Raw genomic sequence first — 18,428 nt, 5'->3', positions numbered from 1 at the left:
TTTAAAATTTAGCGTTGATTCCCAAAGTTACTGTTCTTGGTCGTGGGAACGCAGTGTAATCTATACTTGCACTGGGGATACCAGTACCGAAGTCTCCTGTGTTGGAGGATACTTCTGGATCCAATCCGCTATAATCGGTAATCAAAAACAAGTTTTGTCCGGTTAGTGAAAATCTAAGGCTTTTCAAGGCTCCTTCTCCGCTCAATGGTACGTTGTATCCGATATTGGCGTTCTGCAATCTCACAAAATCACCTTTTTCCAAATACAGGGTAGAAACCTCTTGGCTTACATTAACGTTCAAACCTCTTGGGTCAACGTTTCTTGTAGTTTCAAAGGTAGGTCTGTTTAAGAAGGCGTTGGCAGTGTTGTTGTACACAGAGAATCCAAACTGACCTGTGAAGAAAGCTGAAGCATCCCAGTTTTTAACCCTAAGGTTAAGGGATAGACCAGCATTTACATCAGGAAGACCATCTTCTCCCACGAAATCTTTTTGATCAGGGTTGAAGTTTGGATTTCCGCTGCTATCTTCAGAATACTCGGCCATGTAGAAGGAGAACAAAGATCTACCTTCTCCCAAACGTTGCGCGAATGCATCGGTAAGACCAGGTCCGTTCAATGCACCGAAGTTAGCGGTAATACCATTCAAACCTTCCACGGTGTTCTTGTTGTAAGCTACGTTGAAGGAAGTGGAGAATGTTACATCCTGTGTTTGAACGAAGTCATAGTTCAACGCGACTTCAACACCTTGGTTGATTACGGTACCGTCCTCTAGGTTTTTAAACACGAATGGGTCGGCAGCAGGGGCTGCAGCACCTTGTCTGAACAATAGGTCTCTTGTTTCTTTACGGTACAAGTCAACAGATCCGCTGAATCTATCCATGTTTATACCGAAATCCAAACCAACGTTCAGATCCAAAGTAGACTCCCATTTCAAATCTGGGTTTTGTACAGCTACGGTCTGTGCACCTGGTCTTATGATGTCACCACTGTCAGTGATGCCAGGTCCTCCAAAACGTACCCTTCTTAAGAAGTTGGCATAACCCAAACCTTCTTGGTTACCAGTGATACCAGCACCCAATCTCAATTTCAAGGTGGAGAAAGCATCACCAATAAAGTCTTCCTCGTTCAATTTCCAAGCAAAAGCACCGGATGGGAAGTAACCATATTGATTGTTTCCACCAAATCTTGAAGAACCGTCCGCTCTTACGGTAGCCGTAAATAAGAATTTGTCCATCAAGCTATAATTCGCCCTTGCAAAATAAGATTGCAATTCGTCTGTATTATCGAAAGTGTCAATCCAAACAGAGGTGTAGTTGCCGGAAGTAATATCCAAAGTTGCTGTATCCTCAAAAGGATTGATACTGTTTACGAAAGTACCGTTAGGAGCAAACCCAGCTTGCTGGTATGGTCCAGTGATGCTGTTACGGATACTGTTCACATCGTCGATTAAAAGCTCACCCATAGCATTCAAGTCTTGGGTAGGTGCTTGCCATCCTTGAGAGTTGAATCCTCTTCTGCGGAAATCCTGGAAGGAATAACCTACAATAACATCCAAAGAAGAATTATCGAAATCTTTTTTGTAGTTAAGGGTGGCCTCCAAGAGTTGGCTGGTGGCGTTCAAGTTGTTGAAAGCGGTTTGGCCATTTCCAGTAACACGGTTAAAGTTGTTGGCTCTTGCGGAAATGGAAGTAATCGCATCCGCATCCGAATCATCGTAACCTACACTTACCTTGGCAGTCAACTCGTCGAGAATATCATATTCTGCAGAAACGTTGATCAATGCACGGTTGGTGTTGGTTACAGATTGCCAGCTAGCTAAATAGTTGGCCGGGTTCAATTGGTTTCCTTCCAAGAAAAAGCCTGGATTTGAAGGCCAAGTTGGGTTAGCCGAGTAGGCAGCACCGATCAAGTTACCACTAGCTCCAGAACCACCACTAATAGGTGGAGCATCATCGTTCACACGGGAAAGCGAAGCTTGAAGGGTCAAACGCAACTTATCGTCCAAGAATCTTTGGCTTGCATTGATTCTTCCTGTGATACGCTCTTGTGCTGATTTTTCAATCACACCAAATTGCTTACTGTAAGAAAAAGTAGCTCTTACGTTACCACTACCGTAATTTCTGGAATAAGAAAGGTTTTGGTTTTGAGAAGCAACAGTTCTTGTGATGATATCTTGCCAATCTGTATTGAAACCGAAGTCGGCAGCGTCGGCAATTTCCTGACTTCTTTCAGTGGCAGTGGCAGACAAGAACTCATCTCTATTGAACAAATCATACTCATTGGCAGGTGTGGAAATACTCAAGTTGGAGTTGAATTCCCAAACCCCACCTGAACCAGCTCTACCACTTTTAGTGGTAATGATTACAACACCGTTTGCACCACGGGAACCGTAAATGGCCGTAGCGGAAGCATCTTTCAAAATGGACATGCTCTCGATATCGTTCGGGTTGATAAAGTTCAATGGGTTTCTTGTAGCGTTGCTACCGTTGATTACGTCACCACCTGAAGGAGTTGTTGACTCCCCTGAAAGTGGAATACCGTCCACTACGAAAAGCGGATTGTTGTTAGAACGAATAGAGTTGGAACCCCTAATCCTAAGATTAACCCCGGCACCAGGTTCACCACTGGCCTGTGTAATCTGAACACCCGCGGTTTTACCTTGAATCAACTGTTCTGGGGATGCGATCACACCTCCGTTGAATTCTTCGGAAGTTACCGCAGCAACCGCACCGGTCGCATCCTTGACCGTGGTTTGGCCGTAACCAATGATTACCACTTCGTCCAAAGCTTGCGCATCTTCGGTCAAGGTCACATTAATGGTAGATTGACCATTTACGGCAATCTCTTGGGTTTGGAAACCAATGTAGCTAAACACTATCGTGGCATCCTCTCCCACATCGTTAAGGGTGTAATTACCGTCAAAATCGGTCTGCGTACCATTGGTAGTCCCTTTTACCAATACGCTTGCCCCTGGCAACGGTCCGTTTGCATCAGAAACGGTACCTGATACTGTTTGAGCCTTCACCAACCCAAAGCATAAAAATGCCCCGAGCATCAAAAAGCTTCGTAGTAGCGTAATCTTCATAAATAATTAGATTTAAGTTTAGTTAATTTTAATTCAAGTGTTAAACATATATAAAAAAAAGGTTAATGTAAATTTAAGCATATCGTAAAAGACAACGAAAACGGTTTCGTGTTCATAACTTTATAATGTGTTAAATCGACAAATTTAAATCAACCTGTTTGCTGCATTCCCAATTAAAGCAGTGGGGATTGTGAATATAGCAATATTGGCCCTAATATAACAATTTTATCCTTTGGTAAGGATTTTAAATGGAATTGAGGTCCTTATTGAATTGTGTCCGTTGTGTTAAAAAAGTACCATTTCTGTACGCTCTTGAAGCATAAATGAGTAATTTTCACGCGCGGATTGTCAAGCACCGTTTAAATAATTAGGTCATTGAAAGCAAAGATTACCCTTAAAGATATAGCCAGAGAACTCGAGGTGTCCATTTCCACGGTGTCCAAAGCATTGAAGAACAGCGAGGAAATCAGCAGGGATACCAAGGAAAAGGTACAGGCCTTTGCCAAACTCTACAATTACAAGCCCAATAACATAGCCATAAGTCTTAAAAACAAGCGTACCAAAAACATTGGTGTGGTTATCCCCGATATTGTGCATCATTTCTTTACCACAGTTATTCGTGGAATCGAAAAATATGCCAATGCACGGGGCTACAACGTGATTGTTTGTTTGTCCGAAGAATCTTTTGATAAGGAGGTCATCAATATGGAAATGTTGGCCAATGGCAGTATCGATGGCTTTATCATGTCGCTCTCTTCCCAAACACAGCAAAAAGGGGATTACAATCACTTAAAGGAAGTCACCGAGCAAGGTATTCCCGTGGTGTTGTTTGATAGGATTACTCACGAAGTGGAATGTGATAAGGTTATTATCGACGATGAGCTAGGGGCTTACCAAGCCACCAACAAATTTATATCCCAAGGCAAAAAACGTATTGCCCTGATTACTACCGACGACTACTTGAGCGTAAGCAAGGCAAGGACCAAAGGCTATTGGAAGGCCTTGCAGGACAGTGAGTTGGAGGCGGATGAATCCATGATCCTAAAAATGCCCTCCATGGAAATGGATGAACAGGCCATCAAAAACTTTTTAAATACCAAAAACCCGGATGCCGTGCTCTGTGTAAACGAGATATTTGCCGTTTACAGTATGCGATTGGTGCAGCAAAAAGGATTGCGTATTCCCGAGGATATCGCCTTTATCGGGTTTACCGATGGCGTTTTGTCCAAATATGCCAACCCTAGCCTAACTGTGGTGGCTCAGCATGGTGAAAAAATGGGAGAGGTTTCTGCCCAAATGTTGATAGATAAGGTAGAAAGCGAAGCGGAGGAAGAGACCTATCAGACCAAAATATTGGAACCCACCTTGGTAATCCGTGATTCCATTGCACATTAAGTTGCACAATTTAGCTTCAGATGGTATGAATGCAAAACAGACCCTTATTTTTCTGACTATCCTGACCATCCTATCTGCCTGCAAAGAAGAACCCAGTCAAAAACCAACAGTCCCGCCCATGAAGAAGAAAGAAGTAGTCTACCAAGTATTTACCCGATTGTTTGGCAATACCAATACCAACAACAAGCCTTGGGGAACCATTGAAGAAAACGGTGTGGGCAAGTTTGCCGACTTTACCACCGAAGCCCTGACCGAAATAAAGGATTTGGGGATTACCCATATCTGGTATACCGGCGTGCCCCATCATGCCGTTATCCGTGATTATACCGCCTACGGCATTTCCAATGATGATCCCGATGTGGTCAAGGGAAGGGCAGGATCCCCTTATGCGGTGAAAGACTATTATAATGTAAATCCCGATCTGGCTATTGATCCTTCAAAAAGACTGGAAGAGTTCAAGGCGCTGGTTCAGCGTACGCACAATGCGGGGATGAAAGTGATCATCGATATCGTGCCCAACCATGTAGCCAGAAACTACGAAGGGTTGACCAATCCCGAAGGTGTGGAAGATTTTGGTGCTTCGGACGATACCTCCAAAGCCTACGATAAAAACAACAATTTTTACTATATCCCTGGCGAAGCTTTCCAAGTGCCCGAATGGCAAGATGGGTACCTGCCATTGGGCGGTGATGCACATCGGTTGGCCGATGCCAAATTTGAAGAGGTTCCTGCCAAATGGACCGGAAACGGCTCGCGCTTGGCCCGGCCCCATTTTAATGATTGGTACGAAACTGTAAAAATCAATTATGGCGTGCGTCCGGACGGAACCAAAGATTTTGAGGAACTGCCCGAAGAATACCGTCAAAAAGAGTATAATGAACATTACGAATTTTGGAAGGATAAGGCCCTGCCCGATTCGTGGTACAAGTTCAATGACATCACCCAATATTGGTTGGATTTTGGTGTAGACGGGTTCCGGTTTGATATGGCCGAGATGGTGCCCGTGGAATTTTGGAGCTATCTGAATTCCAACATCAAAATGAAAAATCCTGATGCCTTTCTCTTGGCCGAAGTCTACAATCCCCAATTGTACCGAGATTATATTCATAAGGGCAAAATGGATTATCTCTACGACAAGGTAGAACTCTACGATAGCATCAAACATATTATGAAAGGCTACGGCTGGACCGACCATATTCCCGTGGTCCAAAAAGGAATGGCAGACATAGAGCACCACATGCTTCATTTTTTGGAAAACCATGATGAGCAACGCATTGCTAGCCCTGAATTTGCGGGGAACGCCCAATTGGGCAAACCTGCCATGGTGGTTTCCGCTACCATCAGTACATCTCCTACCATGATCTATTTTGGTCAGGAAGTGGGAGAGCCCGGGGCGGAAGATGCAGGTTTTGGAAAACCATCACGGACTTCGATATTCGATTATATTGGAGTGCCTCATCACCAACGTTGGGTTAATGATAAAAAGTTTGATGGTGGCCAATTATCCGAAGAAGAAAAAAATTTGCGCGATTTTTATAAGCGACTCTTAAACTTTACCATCAAAAGTGAAGCCCTAATGGGCAACTATCAAGAGATCCATTTTTTCAATAAGGACCATACCGAAGGTTATGATCATCGAGTACTATCTTATGTACGATGGTCCGATAGCGAAAAGCTGATTGTGCTGTCCAATTTTGACGCAGATAAAAGCTATTCCCTAAACTTGAAAATACCGGAAGATGTGATTGCCCAATGGCAATTGACCAATGGAACGTATCCTTTAACAGAAATGCTGTATCAACAAACACAACCGCAATTGGAAGTGAAGAATGGTCAAGGTCAGGTTCAAGTGCAGCTCGAACCCTTGGCATCCTTTATTTTTCAGTTGCCTTGATGCTATTCAAACAAATGATATGCATACAGTAATGTCAAGGGGTCCACTATCAAACAAATTTCCGAAGCAAATTGTATTTTTATCAACCAAAACGAACCAAAAATGAAGAAAACCTGTATTGCAGCTCTCGGAGCTATGTTGCTTTTAACCAGTTGTGAAATGAAGAAAAAACCATTGGTGATAGGTCACCGAGGAGCCATGGGGCATGAGACCGAGAATACATTGGCATCCGTACAAAAAGCCTTGGATTTGGGCGTGGATATGATCGAAATCGACGTCTTCAAAATAAGTAGTGGGGAAGTCGTTGTTTTTCACGATGAAAGAGTGGATAGACTTGCCAATGCCGGGGGAAATATCGAGGAATACAATATTGCCGACCTTCGACGGCTCATTTTGGATGGTGGACACAAGATTCCCATGTTACAGGAGGTTTTGAGATTGATCAACAACCAAGTAGTGCTAAATATCGAATTAAAAGGGGATGACACTGCCGACAAGGTGAACCATATCGTCAACTATTATATCGAAAAAGAAGGATGGAGCCCGGAAAATTTTGTGATTTCCAGCTTCAAGTGGGATGAGCTCCGTACGATGAGGGAAAAGAACAAAGACATTCAAATCGCGGTTTTGACCGAAGATGATCCTATGGAGGCGATGCAAGTCGCCAAGGAACTGAACGCCGTGGCCATAAATCCCTACTTTAAACAATTGACCCAAGAGAATACGGCGGCAATACAAGCTGCGGGATTCAAAGTGTATACTTGGACAGTAAACGAACCTGCGGACATCCAAAAAATGATGGAGTTTGGGGTGGACGGTATTATCACCAACTTCCCGGAACGAGTGAACTGATGTTCGATGTAATCATAGTAGGGGGCGGAGCAGCCGGATTTTATGCCGCAATTCACATTGCGGAACAGGCACCGAACCTGAACATTGCCATTTTTGAACGGGGCAAGACTGTACTTTCCAAAGTAAAGGTGTCAGGCGGCGGGCGTTGCAACGTAACCCATGGCGAATTTTCTCCAAAAGAGCTAACAGCCAATTACCCAAGGGGCGAAAAGGAACTGTTGGGTCCCTTTCATACCTATGCCCCCATGGATGTGATGGCCTTTTTTGAGGAGCGTGGCGTTCCGCTCAAGATCGAGGAAGACGGACGCGTTTTTCCGAAAAGTGATTCTTCCCAAAGTATCATTGATTGTTTGGTGGGGCAAGCGGACCGTTTGGGGGTGCACATCCTCAAAAATAGCTCTGTAAAATCCATCGCTAAAATAGATGATGGTTGGCAGGTCACGACGATGAACAAATCGTACTCTACCAAAAAATTACTATTGGCCACAGGGAGCAACCCAAAAATCTGGAAACTGCTGGAGGACTTGGGACATCATATCGTGGCTCCCGTGCCTTCTTTGTTTACCTTCAATATCAATGATGAACGAATTAAAGGCATACAAGGATTGAGTACCTACGCAACTGTTGAGGTATTGCCCAAAAAAACGTTTCATACCGACACAAAATCGCTCAACCTCAAAAGCGTGGCCAGGGAGGATGCCGTATTGTATGCCGATGGTCCACTATTGATTACCCACTGGGGGATGAGCGGGCCGGCCATTTTAAAACTGTCGGCTTGGGGAGCCAATATCTTGAACGAATACAACTACGCCTTTAGAATTCGGGTCAATTGGTTGCCCGATTACAGCACCGCATCCATGGAAGCGTATTTAAAGGAATTAAAAGGCGTAGAAGCCAAAAAGACCGTGATGCGAACCACCCTCACCGAGTTGCCCAAACGCTTGTGGCAACGTTTGGTAGCTGCCGCCCAAATTTCACCAGAGGAACGTTGGGGCGACATTACGAAGGTGCAGCTTCAGACCTTGGCGGAGCAATTGACTGCATCATCGTTCAAAGTGGAAGGAAAAAGCACCTTCAAAGAAGAGTTCGTGACCGCAGGCGGAGTCGATTTAAAAGAAATCAACTTTAAAACCTTTGAAAGCAAACTACATCCTAACCTCTATTTTGCAGGAGAAATCATCAATGTCGATGCCATAACTGGCGGTTTTAACTTTCAGAACGCATGGACGGGTGCCTACATCGCTGCACAAGGAATATCCTCATGAGATTATTGCAAGAGCATGGCTACCCAAGCGGCTATCACCCCTCCCAGAATAGGTCCCGCTACGGGAATCCATGCATAGCCCCAGCCATTGGAACCTTTATTTTTTAACGGCAAGAGCGCATGTACAATGCGCGGACCCAAATCACGTGCCGGGTTGATGGCATAGCCAGTAGTGCCCCCCAACGACAATCCAATGCCCCATACAATGAGGGATACAGGCAAAGCTCCCAAGGAACCGAGTCCGATGATTTCATTGTTGGTGGAGATGACCGCATCCGTAAAATAGAGAACGGAAAAAACGAGCACAAAGGTGCCCAAGATTTCCGAAAACAGATTGATGCCCGTGTTGGGAATGGCAGGAGCGGTACAAAATACGCCTCTTTTGGTACCGCCATCCTCAGTGGCATCAAAATGGTCCTTGTTGACGAGCCACACGCAAAATGCCGCAAACATGGCACCAATAAATTGGGCCAGGATATAGCTGGGTACTTCGCTCCATGGGAATTCACCGGCTGCAGCAAGTCCAAAACTTACCGCTGGGTTAATGTGCGCTCCGCTGTATGGTCCTGCGACCACAACGCCAGTATACACAGCAAAGGCCCATCCAGTGGTGATTACGATCCAACCGGAGCCATTACCGTAGGTTTTTTGTAGGGAAACGTTGGCATTTACGCCCAATCCCAGTACCATCAATAAAAAAGTACCTACGATCTCAGAAATAAAAGGAGTCATATGCTAGGAATGTTAGTGTTTGTTTGGTTTTGACAAGATTACGGATTTTCTGTCCAATATTCGAGCGCTTTTATGGCCCTGTACCATCCTTTGATGCCTTCATCAATGGCTTTTCGCTCTTTGGTGGGGTTGAAATGTACATCGGTTTCCCAGATATTTTGGATTTGTTCGGGACTTTCCCAATACCCAACAGCCAATCCGGCCAAATAAGCGGCCCCCATTACCGTAGTCTCCACAATTTTGGGACGAACCGTAACCGTATTCAATACATCGGCCTGAAACTGCATCAACATATCGTTTACGGTGGCCCCACCATCCACTCGGAGTTCCTGTATCGAAATGCCGGAATCCGCCTCCATGGCCTTTAGGATATCCATGGTCTGGTAGGCGATGGACTCCAATGCTGCTCTGGCAATATGGGCATCGGTACTACCGCGGGTGAGCCCAAAAATGGTTCCTTGTGCCTTTTGGTTCCAATGGGGAGCTCCCAAACCTGCAAAGGCGGGAACAAAGATGACGCCATCCGAACTTTCCACGGAGCTTGCCAATTTTTCCACCTCCGAAGAGGTTTTGATAATGTTCAAACTATCCCGCAACCACTGCACAACGGCTCCGGCGATAAATATGCTACCTTCAAGCGCGTAGGTGGTTTTCCCATTTATTTTCCATGCGACCGTGGTCAAAAGATTGTTTTCGGAGACAATGGGTTGGTCCCCAATGTTCATCAACATAAAACAACCCGTGCCATATGTGTTTTTGACCATGCCCTGCTGGGTACACATTTGCCCAAAAAGTGCAGCCTGTTGGTCACCGGCAATCCCTGCAATCGGTATTTTAGTAGCGAAAAGGCTGCCACTGGTATGCCCGTACACCTCGCTGGACTGTTTTACTTCGGGAAGCATGCTTTTAGGAATCGTCAACAGTTCCAACAATTCATCGTCCCAGTCCATCGTATTGATATTGAAGAGCATGGAACGACAAGCATTGGTTACATCGGTGATATGTAGTTCGCCATCCGTCATTTTCCAAATGAGCCAAGTGTCGATGGTACCCAAAACCAAGTCCCCAGCTTCGGCTTTTTCCCTGGCTCCTTCCACATTATCCAAAATCCATTTGACCTTGGTGCCCGAAAAATAGGAATCGATCACGAGTCCCGTTTTTTCACGGATGAGTTGTGATTTCCCTGCTTTCTTGAGCTCATCGCAATAATCGGCCGTGCGTTTGTCCTGCCAAACAATGGCATTGTACACCGGCTCTCCGGTAGTTTTGTCCCACACCACCACGGTTTCCCGCTGATTGGTAATGCCAATGGCAGCCAATTGCGAGGCTTTGATGCCCTTTTTGCTCACGGCTTCTGCCGCCATTCCGGCTTGGGTGGACCAAATTTCATCGGGGTCGTGTTCCACCCACCCAGGTTTGGGGAATAGTTGTGTGAATTCTTTTTGTGCTACGGAGATGATGGTTCCCTTTTTATCGAAGACTACGGCACGGGAACTGGTGGTGCCTTGGTCCAAAGCCAGGATATATTGATTCATTTTGTTAATTTAAGTGCGTTTCAATTTACTAAAATAAATTTGGCTATCACATCGGTTTAACATGGCGGACACATTCATAGCATTGCTCAGGGGTATCAACGTAAGCGGTCAAAAAAAGATAAAAATGGCCGAGCTGAGGGCTGTTTTGGAGGATGCGGGACTTCAAAACGTAACAACCTACATCCAAAGCGGGAATCTTGTTTTTGATAGCGAAGAGTCACAAACAAAGACACTTCAAGAGCTTATCAATTCAACAATTTTGAAGCATTTTGGTTTTGAGGTGCCTACGTTAGTGGTTCAGAGAGCTGAAATCCAGCAATTTCTGGAGGACAATCCTTTTTTGGATACGACCGAGAGCAACAAATTGTACTATGTGCTGCTTCAACAACGCCCGAAGGAGGAATTCATAAAGAGATTCCATCAACTCAATTTTGAGCACGAGGATTTCCATATTACCGATAACTGTGTTTATTTGCAATGTAAAAAAGGCTATGGCAAGGCCAAACTCAACAATAATTTGATCGAACGAAAATTGCAGGTGCAGGCCACCACAAGAAATGACCGTACCTTACGAAAGCTGTTGGAGCTCTCCGCTAGTTAATTCAGTTCCCAGATTTTATAGTTCAATGCAGAGGCAAAAGCCACCCACAAGACGTACGGGACGAGCAAGTAGGCCGCTGGTTTGCTGATGACCCTGAACCATTTAATGGTAAGAATGATCATGGTGAGCAGGGCGAGAATCACGATCATGCCCCCAAGCGGATTTTTAAGCCCGAAGAATACAATACTCCACAGGGCATTCAACAAAAGCTGAAACACAAAATGATACAATGCCGTTTTTACCCAGATATGATGATACCCCTTGGACCAAACAATACCCGCAGCTACCCCCATCATAATGTACAATGCGGTCCAAACCGGGGCAAACAGATAATTGGGTGGGGTAAAGGAAGGCTTGTCCAGCGTAAGGTACCAATCGTTTACCGAGCTTTGGGTAGCAATACTCGAAAGGAATCCTATGGCTAGGCAAACCAGAACGCTTATGGTGATATAAAGGACTCTTTTTTTCATGATTGGAGCAACTTCGACTAAAATAAGAATTTATTTCAATCCGATTTACAGTAAGTTTGTGACAATATTGTACATTTAACAAGCATTTCCCATGACGGAACAAGACTTTTTGCCCCATCCGTACCAACAATTCCCGGAAAAGGGCAAAGTAACCTGGAAAGCTCCCAGTAACATTGCCCTAGTGAAATATTGGGGCAAAAAACCGGTGCAATTGCCGGCCAATCCTTCCATAAGTTTTACGTTGGACAACTGCGCTACCACTACCTCGCTCTCGTTTACAAAAAAGGAAAAGGAGGATGCCATTTCCTTTGACCTCTTTTTTGAGGGCAAGCCAAAAGAAGATTTTAAACCCAAAATCCAAACATTTTTAGAGCGAATTGAGAAGTATGTTCCATTTGTAAATGAATATCATTTTACCATAGAAACCTCCAATTCCTTTCCGCACAGTAGTGGTATAGCCTCTTCTGCCAGTGGTATGGCCGCCCTATCGCTCTGCTTGACGGATGTGGAAAAACAATTAAATCCAGATTTGGATGAGGCTGTGTTTTATCAAAAAGCGTCCTATTTGGCCCGTCTGGGCTCAGGGAGTGCTTGTCGCAGCATAAAAGGACATTTGGTGCAATGGGGGGCGCATGCCAACATACCCAATAGTTCCGATTTGTTTGGGGTGGAATATCCGTTTGAGGTACATCCCGATTTTAAAGGGTATTGTGATACCATTTTGTTGGTGCACAAAGGACAAAAACAGGTGAGCAGCACCGTGGGGCATCAATTAATGCACGGTCACCCTTACGCCACAAACCGATTTCAACAGGCATTTGATCATCTGGACCAACTACAACCTATTTTGAAAAATGGGGATGTGGACGATTTCATCAAACTAGTGGAAAGCGAGGCACTCACCTTGCATGCCATGATGATGACCAGTATGCCCTACTTTATGTTGATGAAACCGGATACGTTGGAAATCATCCAGAAAATCTGGCACTACCGCGAAGAGACAAAAACCCCAGTATGCTTCACACTTGATGCTGGGGCCAATGTGCATTTGCTCTACCCTTCATCCGAAAAGGACAAGGTACAGACGTTTATCAAAGACAATTTGGCCCAACATTGTGAAAACGGACAGTACATCCACGATCAAGTGGGCGCGGGGGCCATCAAAATAAACGGTTAAAAATGAACAGCTAAGGCGTTTTTTTACGTTATTTGCCAAAGTTTTAGACCAACGGGAACATGGTTTTATGGATAAAATCGATTTGTTTATCGATATTTATTAAACATTAAACAAAAAATGTTTGTATCTTAGTCGTAGTATATGAAAGGTCCACTATTTTATTCCAAGATACTATTGTTCGGGGAGTACGGCATTATCAAAGACTCCAAAGGACTATCCATACCCTATAATTTTTTTAAGGGTGCCTTAAAATGGGACAAGAACAATTCCCAAATGGCCCAAGAATCGAACAAAAGCCTGAAGGCTTACGCAGAATATCTTAAGGTGTTGGAGATGAAGGAGGAAGGTTTGGTATCGTTCGATATTGAAGCCTTGGAGAAGGATGTGGCCGAAGGGATGTACTTTGACAGTTCCATTCCGCAAGGCTACGGCATTGGAAGTAGTGGTGCTTTAGTGGCTGCCATTTACGACCGCTACGCTACAGACAAAATCACCGTCTTGGAGAACTTGACCCGTGAAAAATTGCTTCAGTTGAAGAAAATTTTTGGGAAGATGGAATCTTTCTTCCACGGCAAATCATCAGGATTGGACCCATTGAACAGTTATTTGAGCCTGCCTATTCTTATTAATTCCAAGGATAACATCGAATCCACCAGTATTCCTTCGCAAAACACCGAGGGAAAAGGTGCAGTGTTCTTGTTGGATAGCGGTATGACTGGCGAAACCGCACCCATGGTGCAACTCTTTATGGAAAACATGAAGCAGGAAGGTTTCCGTAATATGATCAAAAATCAGTTCATCAAACATACTGATGCCTGTGTGGAGGACTTCTTGAACGGCAACATTAAATCGCTGTTCGGAAACCTAAAACAATTGTCGCACGTGGTGTTCGACAACTTCAAACCCATGATTCCCGCCAAGTTCCATCAACTTTGGCAAAAGGGCATCGAAACCAATGATTATTACCTCAAACTCTGTGGTTCTGGCGGTGGTGGTTACATTTTGGGCTTTACCCAAGATCTGGAAAAGGCAAAAAAAGCCCTTGAAGGCCATACTTTGGAAGTAGTGTACAACTTCTAACAGCAAAACCATGCTTAGTAGAAAAAACAAACTCCTGCTTTTTAAGCTGTTGAGTCTGTTTTCCGTGGTCCGAGGCTACAACATCTTGGTGATTACCTTGGCGCAGTACTTGGCTTCCATATATATTCTGGCGCCCGATATTCCGTTGCGGGATGTGGTCCTCGACCTAAATCTGTTCCTTATTGTCACCGCTTCGGCACTCACCATAGCCAGTGGGTACATCATCAATAATTTTTATGATGCGGAAAAGGACCTGATCAACAAGCCTACCAAAAGTATGTTGGACCGTTTGGTGAGCCAGCGTTTTAAACTATCCACCTATTTTGTGCTCAACTTTATGGCCGTTTTTGCGGCCAGTTACATTTCGTTCAAGGCGGTACTGTTTTTTTCTGCCTATATTTTTGGTATTTGGATTTATTCGCACAAGCTCAAGCGGATACCGCTGATCGGTAATTTGGTGTCTTCCACCTTGGCCATAGCTCCGTTTTTTGTTGTGTTTGTGTACTATCAGAACTTTCAGACCGTGATTTTTGTGCACGCGCTTTTCTTGTTTTTACTGATTTTGGCCCGGGAAATGATCAAGGACCTCGAAAATATGGCGGGAGACTTGGCCCAGAACTACAGGACCATTCCCATTATTTACGGACCCAAGGTTTCCAAAGCCATTATCTCCTTTTTGATTGTACTGACCTTGGTGCCTTCGCTACTTTTGATCAATACGTTCGATGTGGGCTATATGTACTTCTATTTTTCAGCCTGTGTAGTGCTGTTGATCTTGTTTTTGGCTTTGCTGTGGAAGGCCAATGGCAAAAAGCATTATGTATGGCTGCACAACATCATCAAGTTGATTATTGTGGTAGGCGTTTTCAGTATTCTGTTGATCGATGTGGATGTGGTGCTGAACCGAATTTTGTAACAAGATTTCAAGTTGGTACGAAAGGTTTCAGAATTGTAACCATAAACCAACTTTGGGCATGTAAAAAGACTACCTTTGCCAAAAATTACGACTGATGGCGAAATCAGACAGCAACAGGGGCAAAAGACCCTCGAAAAACTATAAGGGCGGGGACAACAAGAGACCGCAGGGGAAACCTTTTACGCCCAAACAACGTGCAAGCGCACCTCAGAAAAAATCCAATCCCGACGAGATTCGATTGAACCGATACATTGCCAACGCGGGCATCTGTTCCCGAAGGGAGGCGGACACCTATATCGCGGCCGGAAATGTGACTGTAAATGGCAAACCAGTAACCGAGATGGGGTATAAGGTAAAGCGCTCGGACGATGTTCGTTTTGACGGTAAACGCCTAAGCCTGGAAAAGAAAGAGTACATATTATTGAACAAGCCCAAGAACTTTATCACCACGACCAGTGATGAAAAGGGCCGCCGTACGGTAATGGAACTGATTTCGAGTGCCTCGAACAACCGTTTGTTGCCCGTGGGCCGTTTGGACCGAAATACCACAGGACTGTTGCTCTTTACCAACGATGGTGACCTTACCAAAAAATTGACGCACCCCAAGCACAACGTGCGCAAAATTTACCATGTACATCTGGATAACAACCTGAATTTGGGCGATTTGCACAAAATTGAAGCGGGCTTGGAGTTGGAGGATGGCCCCATCACTGTGGATAGTGTGAGCTACATCCAAGGTGCACCAAAACGCGAAGTGGGGGTGGAGATCCATAGTGGGCGCAACCGCATTGTGCGACGTATTTTTGAACACTTGGGCTACACTGTGACCAAATTGGACCGGGTGGTCTTTGCTGGACTCACCAAAAAGGACTTACCTCGTGGCCATTGGCGTTACCTGACCGAACAGGAGGTGATTAATTTGAAGAATATTAAATAATTGGTTTTTTGAGATTAGGTTTATTATGCTTTTCAGTTTTGGTGTAATATGTCATAGCTAGCCCCGTAGTGAAGCTAGCTATGTACTGTAATCATTGTTCTTGATTCGTTTTGTTCAACACTCCTTGAATGCTAAAACCCAAGGATTGACTTAAATTATCTTGTTGACCCGACAATTCCTGTGGTACCTGACGTTTTATTTGTCCACTGAACCTGAAGAGGTGAAACCTCCTTCACGGTAAACTCTCCCGTAGCTGGATTTACCTCTCCACTAACATCTCCACCGGACACGGTTATATTGTAACCATCTGGCCCCCAGAGAGCAGGTACAGTTGCAGGGTGGACTATAAAGTCATTTATAGTCAATAAAACCTCTGTCTCAAGAGCAGTTACACTTGCAGCAGTAGCAGCAACAGAAGCAACCAATAGAGGAGTTGCACCACCAGCTGTTACTACAGTTAAGGCAGTTGATGCTATAGTACCAAGTGCACCGGCAATGAATACGCCGAAGCCAAGGGCTTTCGACCAATCTTGGGCGTGGCTTATTTCATTGTCTTTAAAACCTGTAACGACCATTAAATCTTGCCAACCAAAATCCGCAGATGGAAGGTCAATAGTAGCCCCAGGCAGGATATTATTTTTAAATTCTTGTACGATGTGATTCCACTGCGTGCCAGCATGGATTGGTAGTTTTGTATTATTGGTAATAGTGATTGTAGACATAATAGTTCTTTTTGATTAATTATTAAGGGTTTAAAATTTCATGATTTCTGAAAATGTTCTCTTTGTTAATGAAAACATGATTTTTTATTAAAAATATTCTGATTTCATACTTCTGTTTTTAAAGACTGTCAATAGTCGGTTAAACATTGTTTTATGGTTTTTAATGCACGTTAAAGTGAAGCTAGTTTTTTTACGGTAGAAATTTCACACCAATTGACGAATGCCCCTTCTGAGTTGATCAATGCCCTGTTTGGATCAACGGATGCAAAAAACAGGGTTTAAAAAATGGAGTAAAATTGGGTTGAAGTTGGATGTTTTTGACACATCATTAGATGGAAGTGAATCATTTTAAATTCAGCTGTACCCCCTCCAGCAAAAAAATAAATTACCAGATAGCTAGGCTTAGGCCGAACCGACAAAATCTGGGCGCACGCAAAGTTCATTGATGGCACAAAATTCATGTGTTGAATCTTGGAACAGGGCTAATTACACACCTTGTAAGCTATTGTTATTTAACTTTTTTGTCGAACTTTAGGGATTCTTTTCCATTGGTCAGCACAATGGTATAATTCCCTTTTGGTAATCCCATAAAGCAGCTTTTGGTTTCGTCCAATACCTCATAAATATCAACGGGTACTGCATGGTTTATATCTTCTCCTTTCTTAAATGCCATGGTCAGTATAGGATACGACATTTTAATTTCAGATAAGTCAATTTTCGTTTTTTGATTATCGTTGCTGAAAATCCACTCAGGTCTATTGTCGATATATTGAGTTGTTGGGTGCAATATGGCAATGTCGGACCATGCTTGCCCTCTTTGATATCTAAAAGGCTCATTTTCATGATTGACCAAAACAGTGGATTCCTTTGGGTTGATGGCTTTCAAAAATGGGTCGTTGAATTGAGGTTCGCTTTTTTCGCTATAAAATACCTGATTGATTGTCAGTGGGTCAATTCCTGTGTATTCCTTTAGTCTACCTGCCATGGCCTTTTCCCAAGAGCCATGAATTCCTTCCAGTGCATGGTCAAATCCGCAATAAATCAAAAATTTCTCGGTTGGCTTTTGGTTAATTATGTTCGAAATGTTTTTGGCTTGCTCAATTTCTCTTGGCTTGCCATTAGAACCAGTAGTTTGTTCGTATGGAAAAACATTAAAACCGATTTCAAGAGCTTCCCTGACCATATTTCCAAACTGTGGATCAATGATATACCAACCTGTTTCTTGATTGGGGTATTTTCTTTTCACAAGAAGAGAGTCCAAATATTCGCCATTGCCTAGTGCCTCAAGTCCCAAATTTTTATACCCGAGATCAAACAATTCCTTCAGCAATGATCGTGTGAAAAACCGATGGAGTGAGCTATGGTGGGCTTCGTTTATTATAATGACCCTTTCATTTTTGGCTTTTTTCAGAATATATTCTTTTGCAGATATTTTTTTGTACAAGGAATTGATTGAATCTGTTTCGGATTCGCTATAAGTTTTCTCAAAAGTTCCCATTCCTAAATCCCAATGGCGCAAGGCATTTTTATAATCACCTTTCGAGGCGAAATCCGCCGCAGAAATTTGATATTTCCATGGGGTGGTATCTTTGGCGACCCTATCTTCAATTTCGGAGGTAAACTTATATTTTGTGGAGAAGTCGATTTGTTCTATCACTTGTTTCTCCTTTCCGCAAGAGATTAGGAGAAGGGTTGTAAGAGCGATCAGTTTTTTCATAAGTCATGAATAGCGTAAAAAATTACGGTTCGTTTTAAGGAACTACAGGCA

At 43.8% G+C, this 18,428-nt stretch carries 15 protein-coding genes; 9 read left to right on the top strand and 6 right to left on the bottom strand.

The window, feature by feature from the left end:
- Position 1: 1 nt before the first annotated feature.
- Positions 2–3,085 carry a SusC/RagA family TonB-linked outer membrane protein gene (locus RBB12_RS00890; protein WP_306012430.1) on the bottom strand — a complete coding sequence of 1,028 codons (3,084 nt, stop codon included), beginning with the start codon at positions 3,083–3,085 and terminating at the stop codon, positions 2–4.
- Between the two features lie 375 nt (positions 3,086–3,460).
- On the opposite strand from RBB12_RS00890, the gene RBB12_RS00885 reads away from it, so the two are divergent.
- The 4 genes from RBB12_RS00885 to RBB12_RS00870 all read left to right on the top strand — a co-directional run bounded on the left by RBB12_RS00885 (position 3,461) and on the right by RBB12_RS00870 (position 8,491).
- Positions 3,461–4,480, top strand: a complete 1,020-nt coding sequence (locus RBB12_RS00885) for a LacI family DNA-binding transcriptional regulator (RefSeq protein ID WP_306012429.1) — start codon at positions 3,461–3,463, stop codon at positions 4,478–4,480.
- 25 nt (positions 4,481–4,505) lie between these two features.
- Positions 4,506–6,374 carry an alpha-amylase family protein gene (locus RBB12_RS00880; RefSeq protein WP_306012428.1) on the top strand — a complete coding sequence of 623 codons (1,869 nt, stop codon included), beginning with the start codon at positions 4,506–4,508 and terminating at the stop codon, positions 6,372–6,374.
- Between the two features lie 102 nt (positions 6,375–6,476).
- Positions 6,477–7,226 carry a glycerophosphodiester phosphodiesterase gene (locus RBB12_RS00875; protein WP_306012427.1) on the top strand — a complete coding sequence of 250 codons (750 nt, stop codon included), beginning with the start codon at positions 6,477–6,479 and terminating at the stop codon, positions 7,224–7,226.
- Positions 7,226–8,491 carry an NAD(P)/FAD-dependent oxidoreductase gene (locus RBB12_RS00870; RefSeq protein ID WP_306026742.1) on the top strand — a complete coding sequence of 422 codons (1,266 nt, stop codon included), beginning with the start codon at positions 7,226–7,228 and terminating at the stop codon, positions 8,489–8,491. The genes RBB12_RS00875 and RBB12_RS00870 overlap by 1 nt, the downstream gene beginning before the upstream one ends.
- 2 nt (positions 8,492–8,493) lie before the next feature.
- On the opposite strand, the gene RBB12_RS00865 is transcribed toward RBB12_RS00870, so the two are convergent.
- Together RBB12_RS00865 and glpK are read right to left on the bottom strand one after the other, a co-directional pair.
- Positions 8,494–9,222, bottom strand: coding sequence for an MIP/aquaporin family protein (locus RBB12_RS00865; RefSeq protein WP_179382923.1), 729 nt, complete (start codon positions 9,220–9,222; stop codon positions 8,494–8,496).
- Between the two features lie 38 nt (positions 9,223–9,260).
- The gene (gene glpK, locus RBB12_RS00860) at positions 9,261–10,757 is read right to left on the bottom strand and encodes a glycerol kinase GlpK (RefSeq protein ID WP_306012425.1); all 1,497 of its coding nucleotides are present in this window, start codon (positions 10,755–10,757) and stop codon (positions 9,261–9,263) included.
- A gap of 61 nt (positions 10,758–10,818) precedes the next feature.
- Between glpK and RBB12_RS00855 the strand changes: the two genes are divergently transcribed.
- Positions 10,819–11,358 (top strand): DUF1697 domain-containing protein, encoded by a 540-nt coding sequence (locus RBB12_RS00855; protein ID WP_306012424.1) that lies wholly within the window; start codon positions 10,819–10,821, stop codon positions 11,356–11,358.
- Here RBB12_RS00855 and RBB12_RS00850 read toward each other — a convergent pair.
- Positions 11,355–11,828, bottom strand: coding sequence for a TspO/MBR family protein (locus tag RBB12_RS00850; protein WP_306012423.1), 474 nt, complete (start codon positions 11,826–11,828; stop codon positions 11,355–11,357). The genes RBB12_RS00855 and RBB12_RS00850 overlap by 4 nt on opposite strands.
- Positions 11,829–11,919: 91 nt before the next feature.
- On the opposite strand from RBB12_RS00850, the gene mvaD reads away from it, so the two are divergent.
- From mvaD to RBB12_RS00830, 4 genes are all read left to right on the top strand, one after another.
- A complete protein-coding gene (gene mvaD / locus RBB12_RS00845) occupies positions 11,920–13,005 on the top strand; it encodes a diphosphomevalonate decarboxylase (RefSeq protein ID WP_306012422.1) in 1,086 nt (361 codons plus the stop codon).
- Positions 13,006–13,146: 141 nt separating this feature from the next.
- A complete protein-coding gene (locus RBB12_RS00840) occupies positions 13,147–14,085 on the top strand; it encodes a mevalonate kinase (protein ID WP_179382918.1) in 939 nt (312 codons plus the stop codon).
- 10 nt (positions 14,086–14,095) lie between these two features.
- On the top strand, positions 14,096–15,001 hold the full coding sequence (locus RBB12_RS00835; RefSeq protein WP_293288462.1) for a geranylgeranylglycerol-phosphate geranylgeranyltransferase: 906 nt from the start codon (positions 14,096–14,098) through the stop codon (positions 14,999–15,001).
- 94 nt (positions 15,002–15,095) lie between these two features.
- On the top strand, positions 15,096–15,938 hold the full coding sequence (locus RBB12_RS00830; RefSeq protein ID WP_306012421.1) for a pseudouridine synthase: 843 nt from the start codon (positions 15,096–15,098) through the stop codon (positions 15,936–15,938).
- Between the two features lie 155 nt (positions 15,939–16,093).
- Here RBB12_RS00830 and RBB12_RS00825 read toward each other — a convergent pair whose 3' ends face one another.
- Both RBB12_RS00825 and RBB12_RS00820 read right to left on the bottom strand, forming a co-directional pair.
- On the bottom strand, positions 16,094–16,660 hold the full coding sequence (locus RBB12_RS00825) for a hypothetical protein (RefSeq protein ID WP_306012420.1): 567 nt from the start codon (positions 16,658–16,660) through the stop codon (positions 16,094–16,096).
- Between the two features lie 508 nt (positions 16,661–17,168).
- Positions 17,169–18,377 (bottom strand): hypothetical protein, encoded by a 1,209-nt coding sequence (locus RBB12_RS00820; RefSeq protein WP_306012419.1) that lies wholly within the window; start codon positions 18,375–18,377, stop codon positions 17,169–17,171.
- Between the last annotated feature and the right edge of the window lie 51 nt (positions 18,378–18,428).

The sequence above is a fragment of the Allomuricauda sp. MMSF_3307 genome (assembly GCF_030733585.1).
Lineage (GTDB): Bacteria > Bacteroidota > Bacteroidia > Flavobacteriales > Flavobacteriaceae > Flagellimonas.
This window is presented reverse-complemented; position numbering and strand designations above follow the sequence as displayed.

What these genes read in the sequence shown, in the direction of transcription:
- RBB12_RS00890 (WP_306012430.1), bottom strand. Translation starts at nt 3,085, where the DNA reads ATGAAGATTACGCTACTACGAAGCTTTTTGATGCTCGGGGCATTTTTA.
- RBB12_RS00880 (WP_306012428.1), top strand. Translation starts at nt 4,506, where the DNA reads ATGAATGCAAAACAGACCCTTATTTTTCTGACTATCCTGACCATCCTA.
- RBB12_RS00875 (WP_306012427.1), top strand. Translation starts at nt 6,477, where the DNA reads ATGAAGAAAACCTGTATTGCAGCTCTCGGAGCTATGTTGCTTTTAACC.
- RBB12_RS00870 (WP_306026742.1), top strand. Translation starts at nt 7,226, where the DNA reads ATGTTCGATGTAATCATAGTAGGGGGCGGAGCAGCCGGATTTTATGCC.
- RBB12_RS00865 (WP_179382923.1), bottom strand. Translation starts at nt 9,222, where the DNA reads ATGACTCCTTTTATTTCTGAGATCGTAGGTACTTTTTTATTGATGGTA.
- glpK (WP_306012425.1), bottom strand. Translation starts at nt 10,757, where the DNA reads ATGAATCAATATATCCTGGCTTTGGACCAAGGCACCACCAGTTCCCGT.
- RBB12_RS00855 (WP_306012424.1), top strand. Translation starts at nt 10,819, where the DNA reads ATGGCGGACACATTCATAGCATTGCTCAGGGGTATCAACGTAAGCGGT.
- RBB12_RS00850 (WP_306012423.1), bottom strand. Translation starts at nt 11,828, where the DNA reads ATGAAAAAAAGAGTCCTTTATATCACCATAAGCGTTCTGGTTTGCCTA.
- mvaD (WP_306012422.1), top strand. Translation starts at nt 11,920, where the DNA reads ATGACGGAACAAGACTTTTTGCCCCATCCGTACCAACAATTCCCGGAA.
- RBB12_RS00840 (WP_179382918.1), top strand. Translation starts at nt 13,147, where the DNA reads ATGAAAGGTCCACTATTTTATTCCAAGATACTATTGTTCGGGGAGTAC.
- RBB12_RS00835 (WP_293288462.1), top strand. Translation starts at nt 14,096, where the DNA reads ATGCTTAGTAGAAAAAACAAACTCCTGCTTTTTAAGCTGTTGAGTCTG.
- RBB12_RS00830 (WP_306012421.1), top strand. Translation starts at nt 15,096, where the DNA reads ATGGCGAAATCAGACAGCAACAGGGGCAAAAGACCCTCGAAAAACTAT.
- RBB12_RS00825 (WP_306012420.1), bottom strand. Translation starts at nt 16,660, where the DNA reads ATGTCTACAATCACTATTACCAATAATACAAAACTACCAATCCATGCT.
- RBB12_RS00820 (WP_306012419.1), bottom strand. Translation starts at nt 18,377, where the DNA reads ATGAAAAAACTGATCGCTCTTACAACCCTTCTCCTAATCTCTTGCGGA.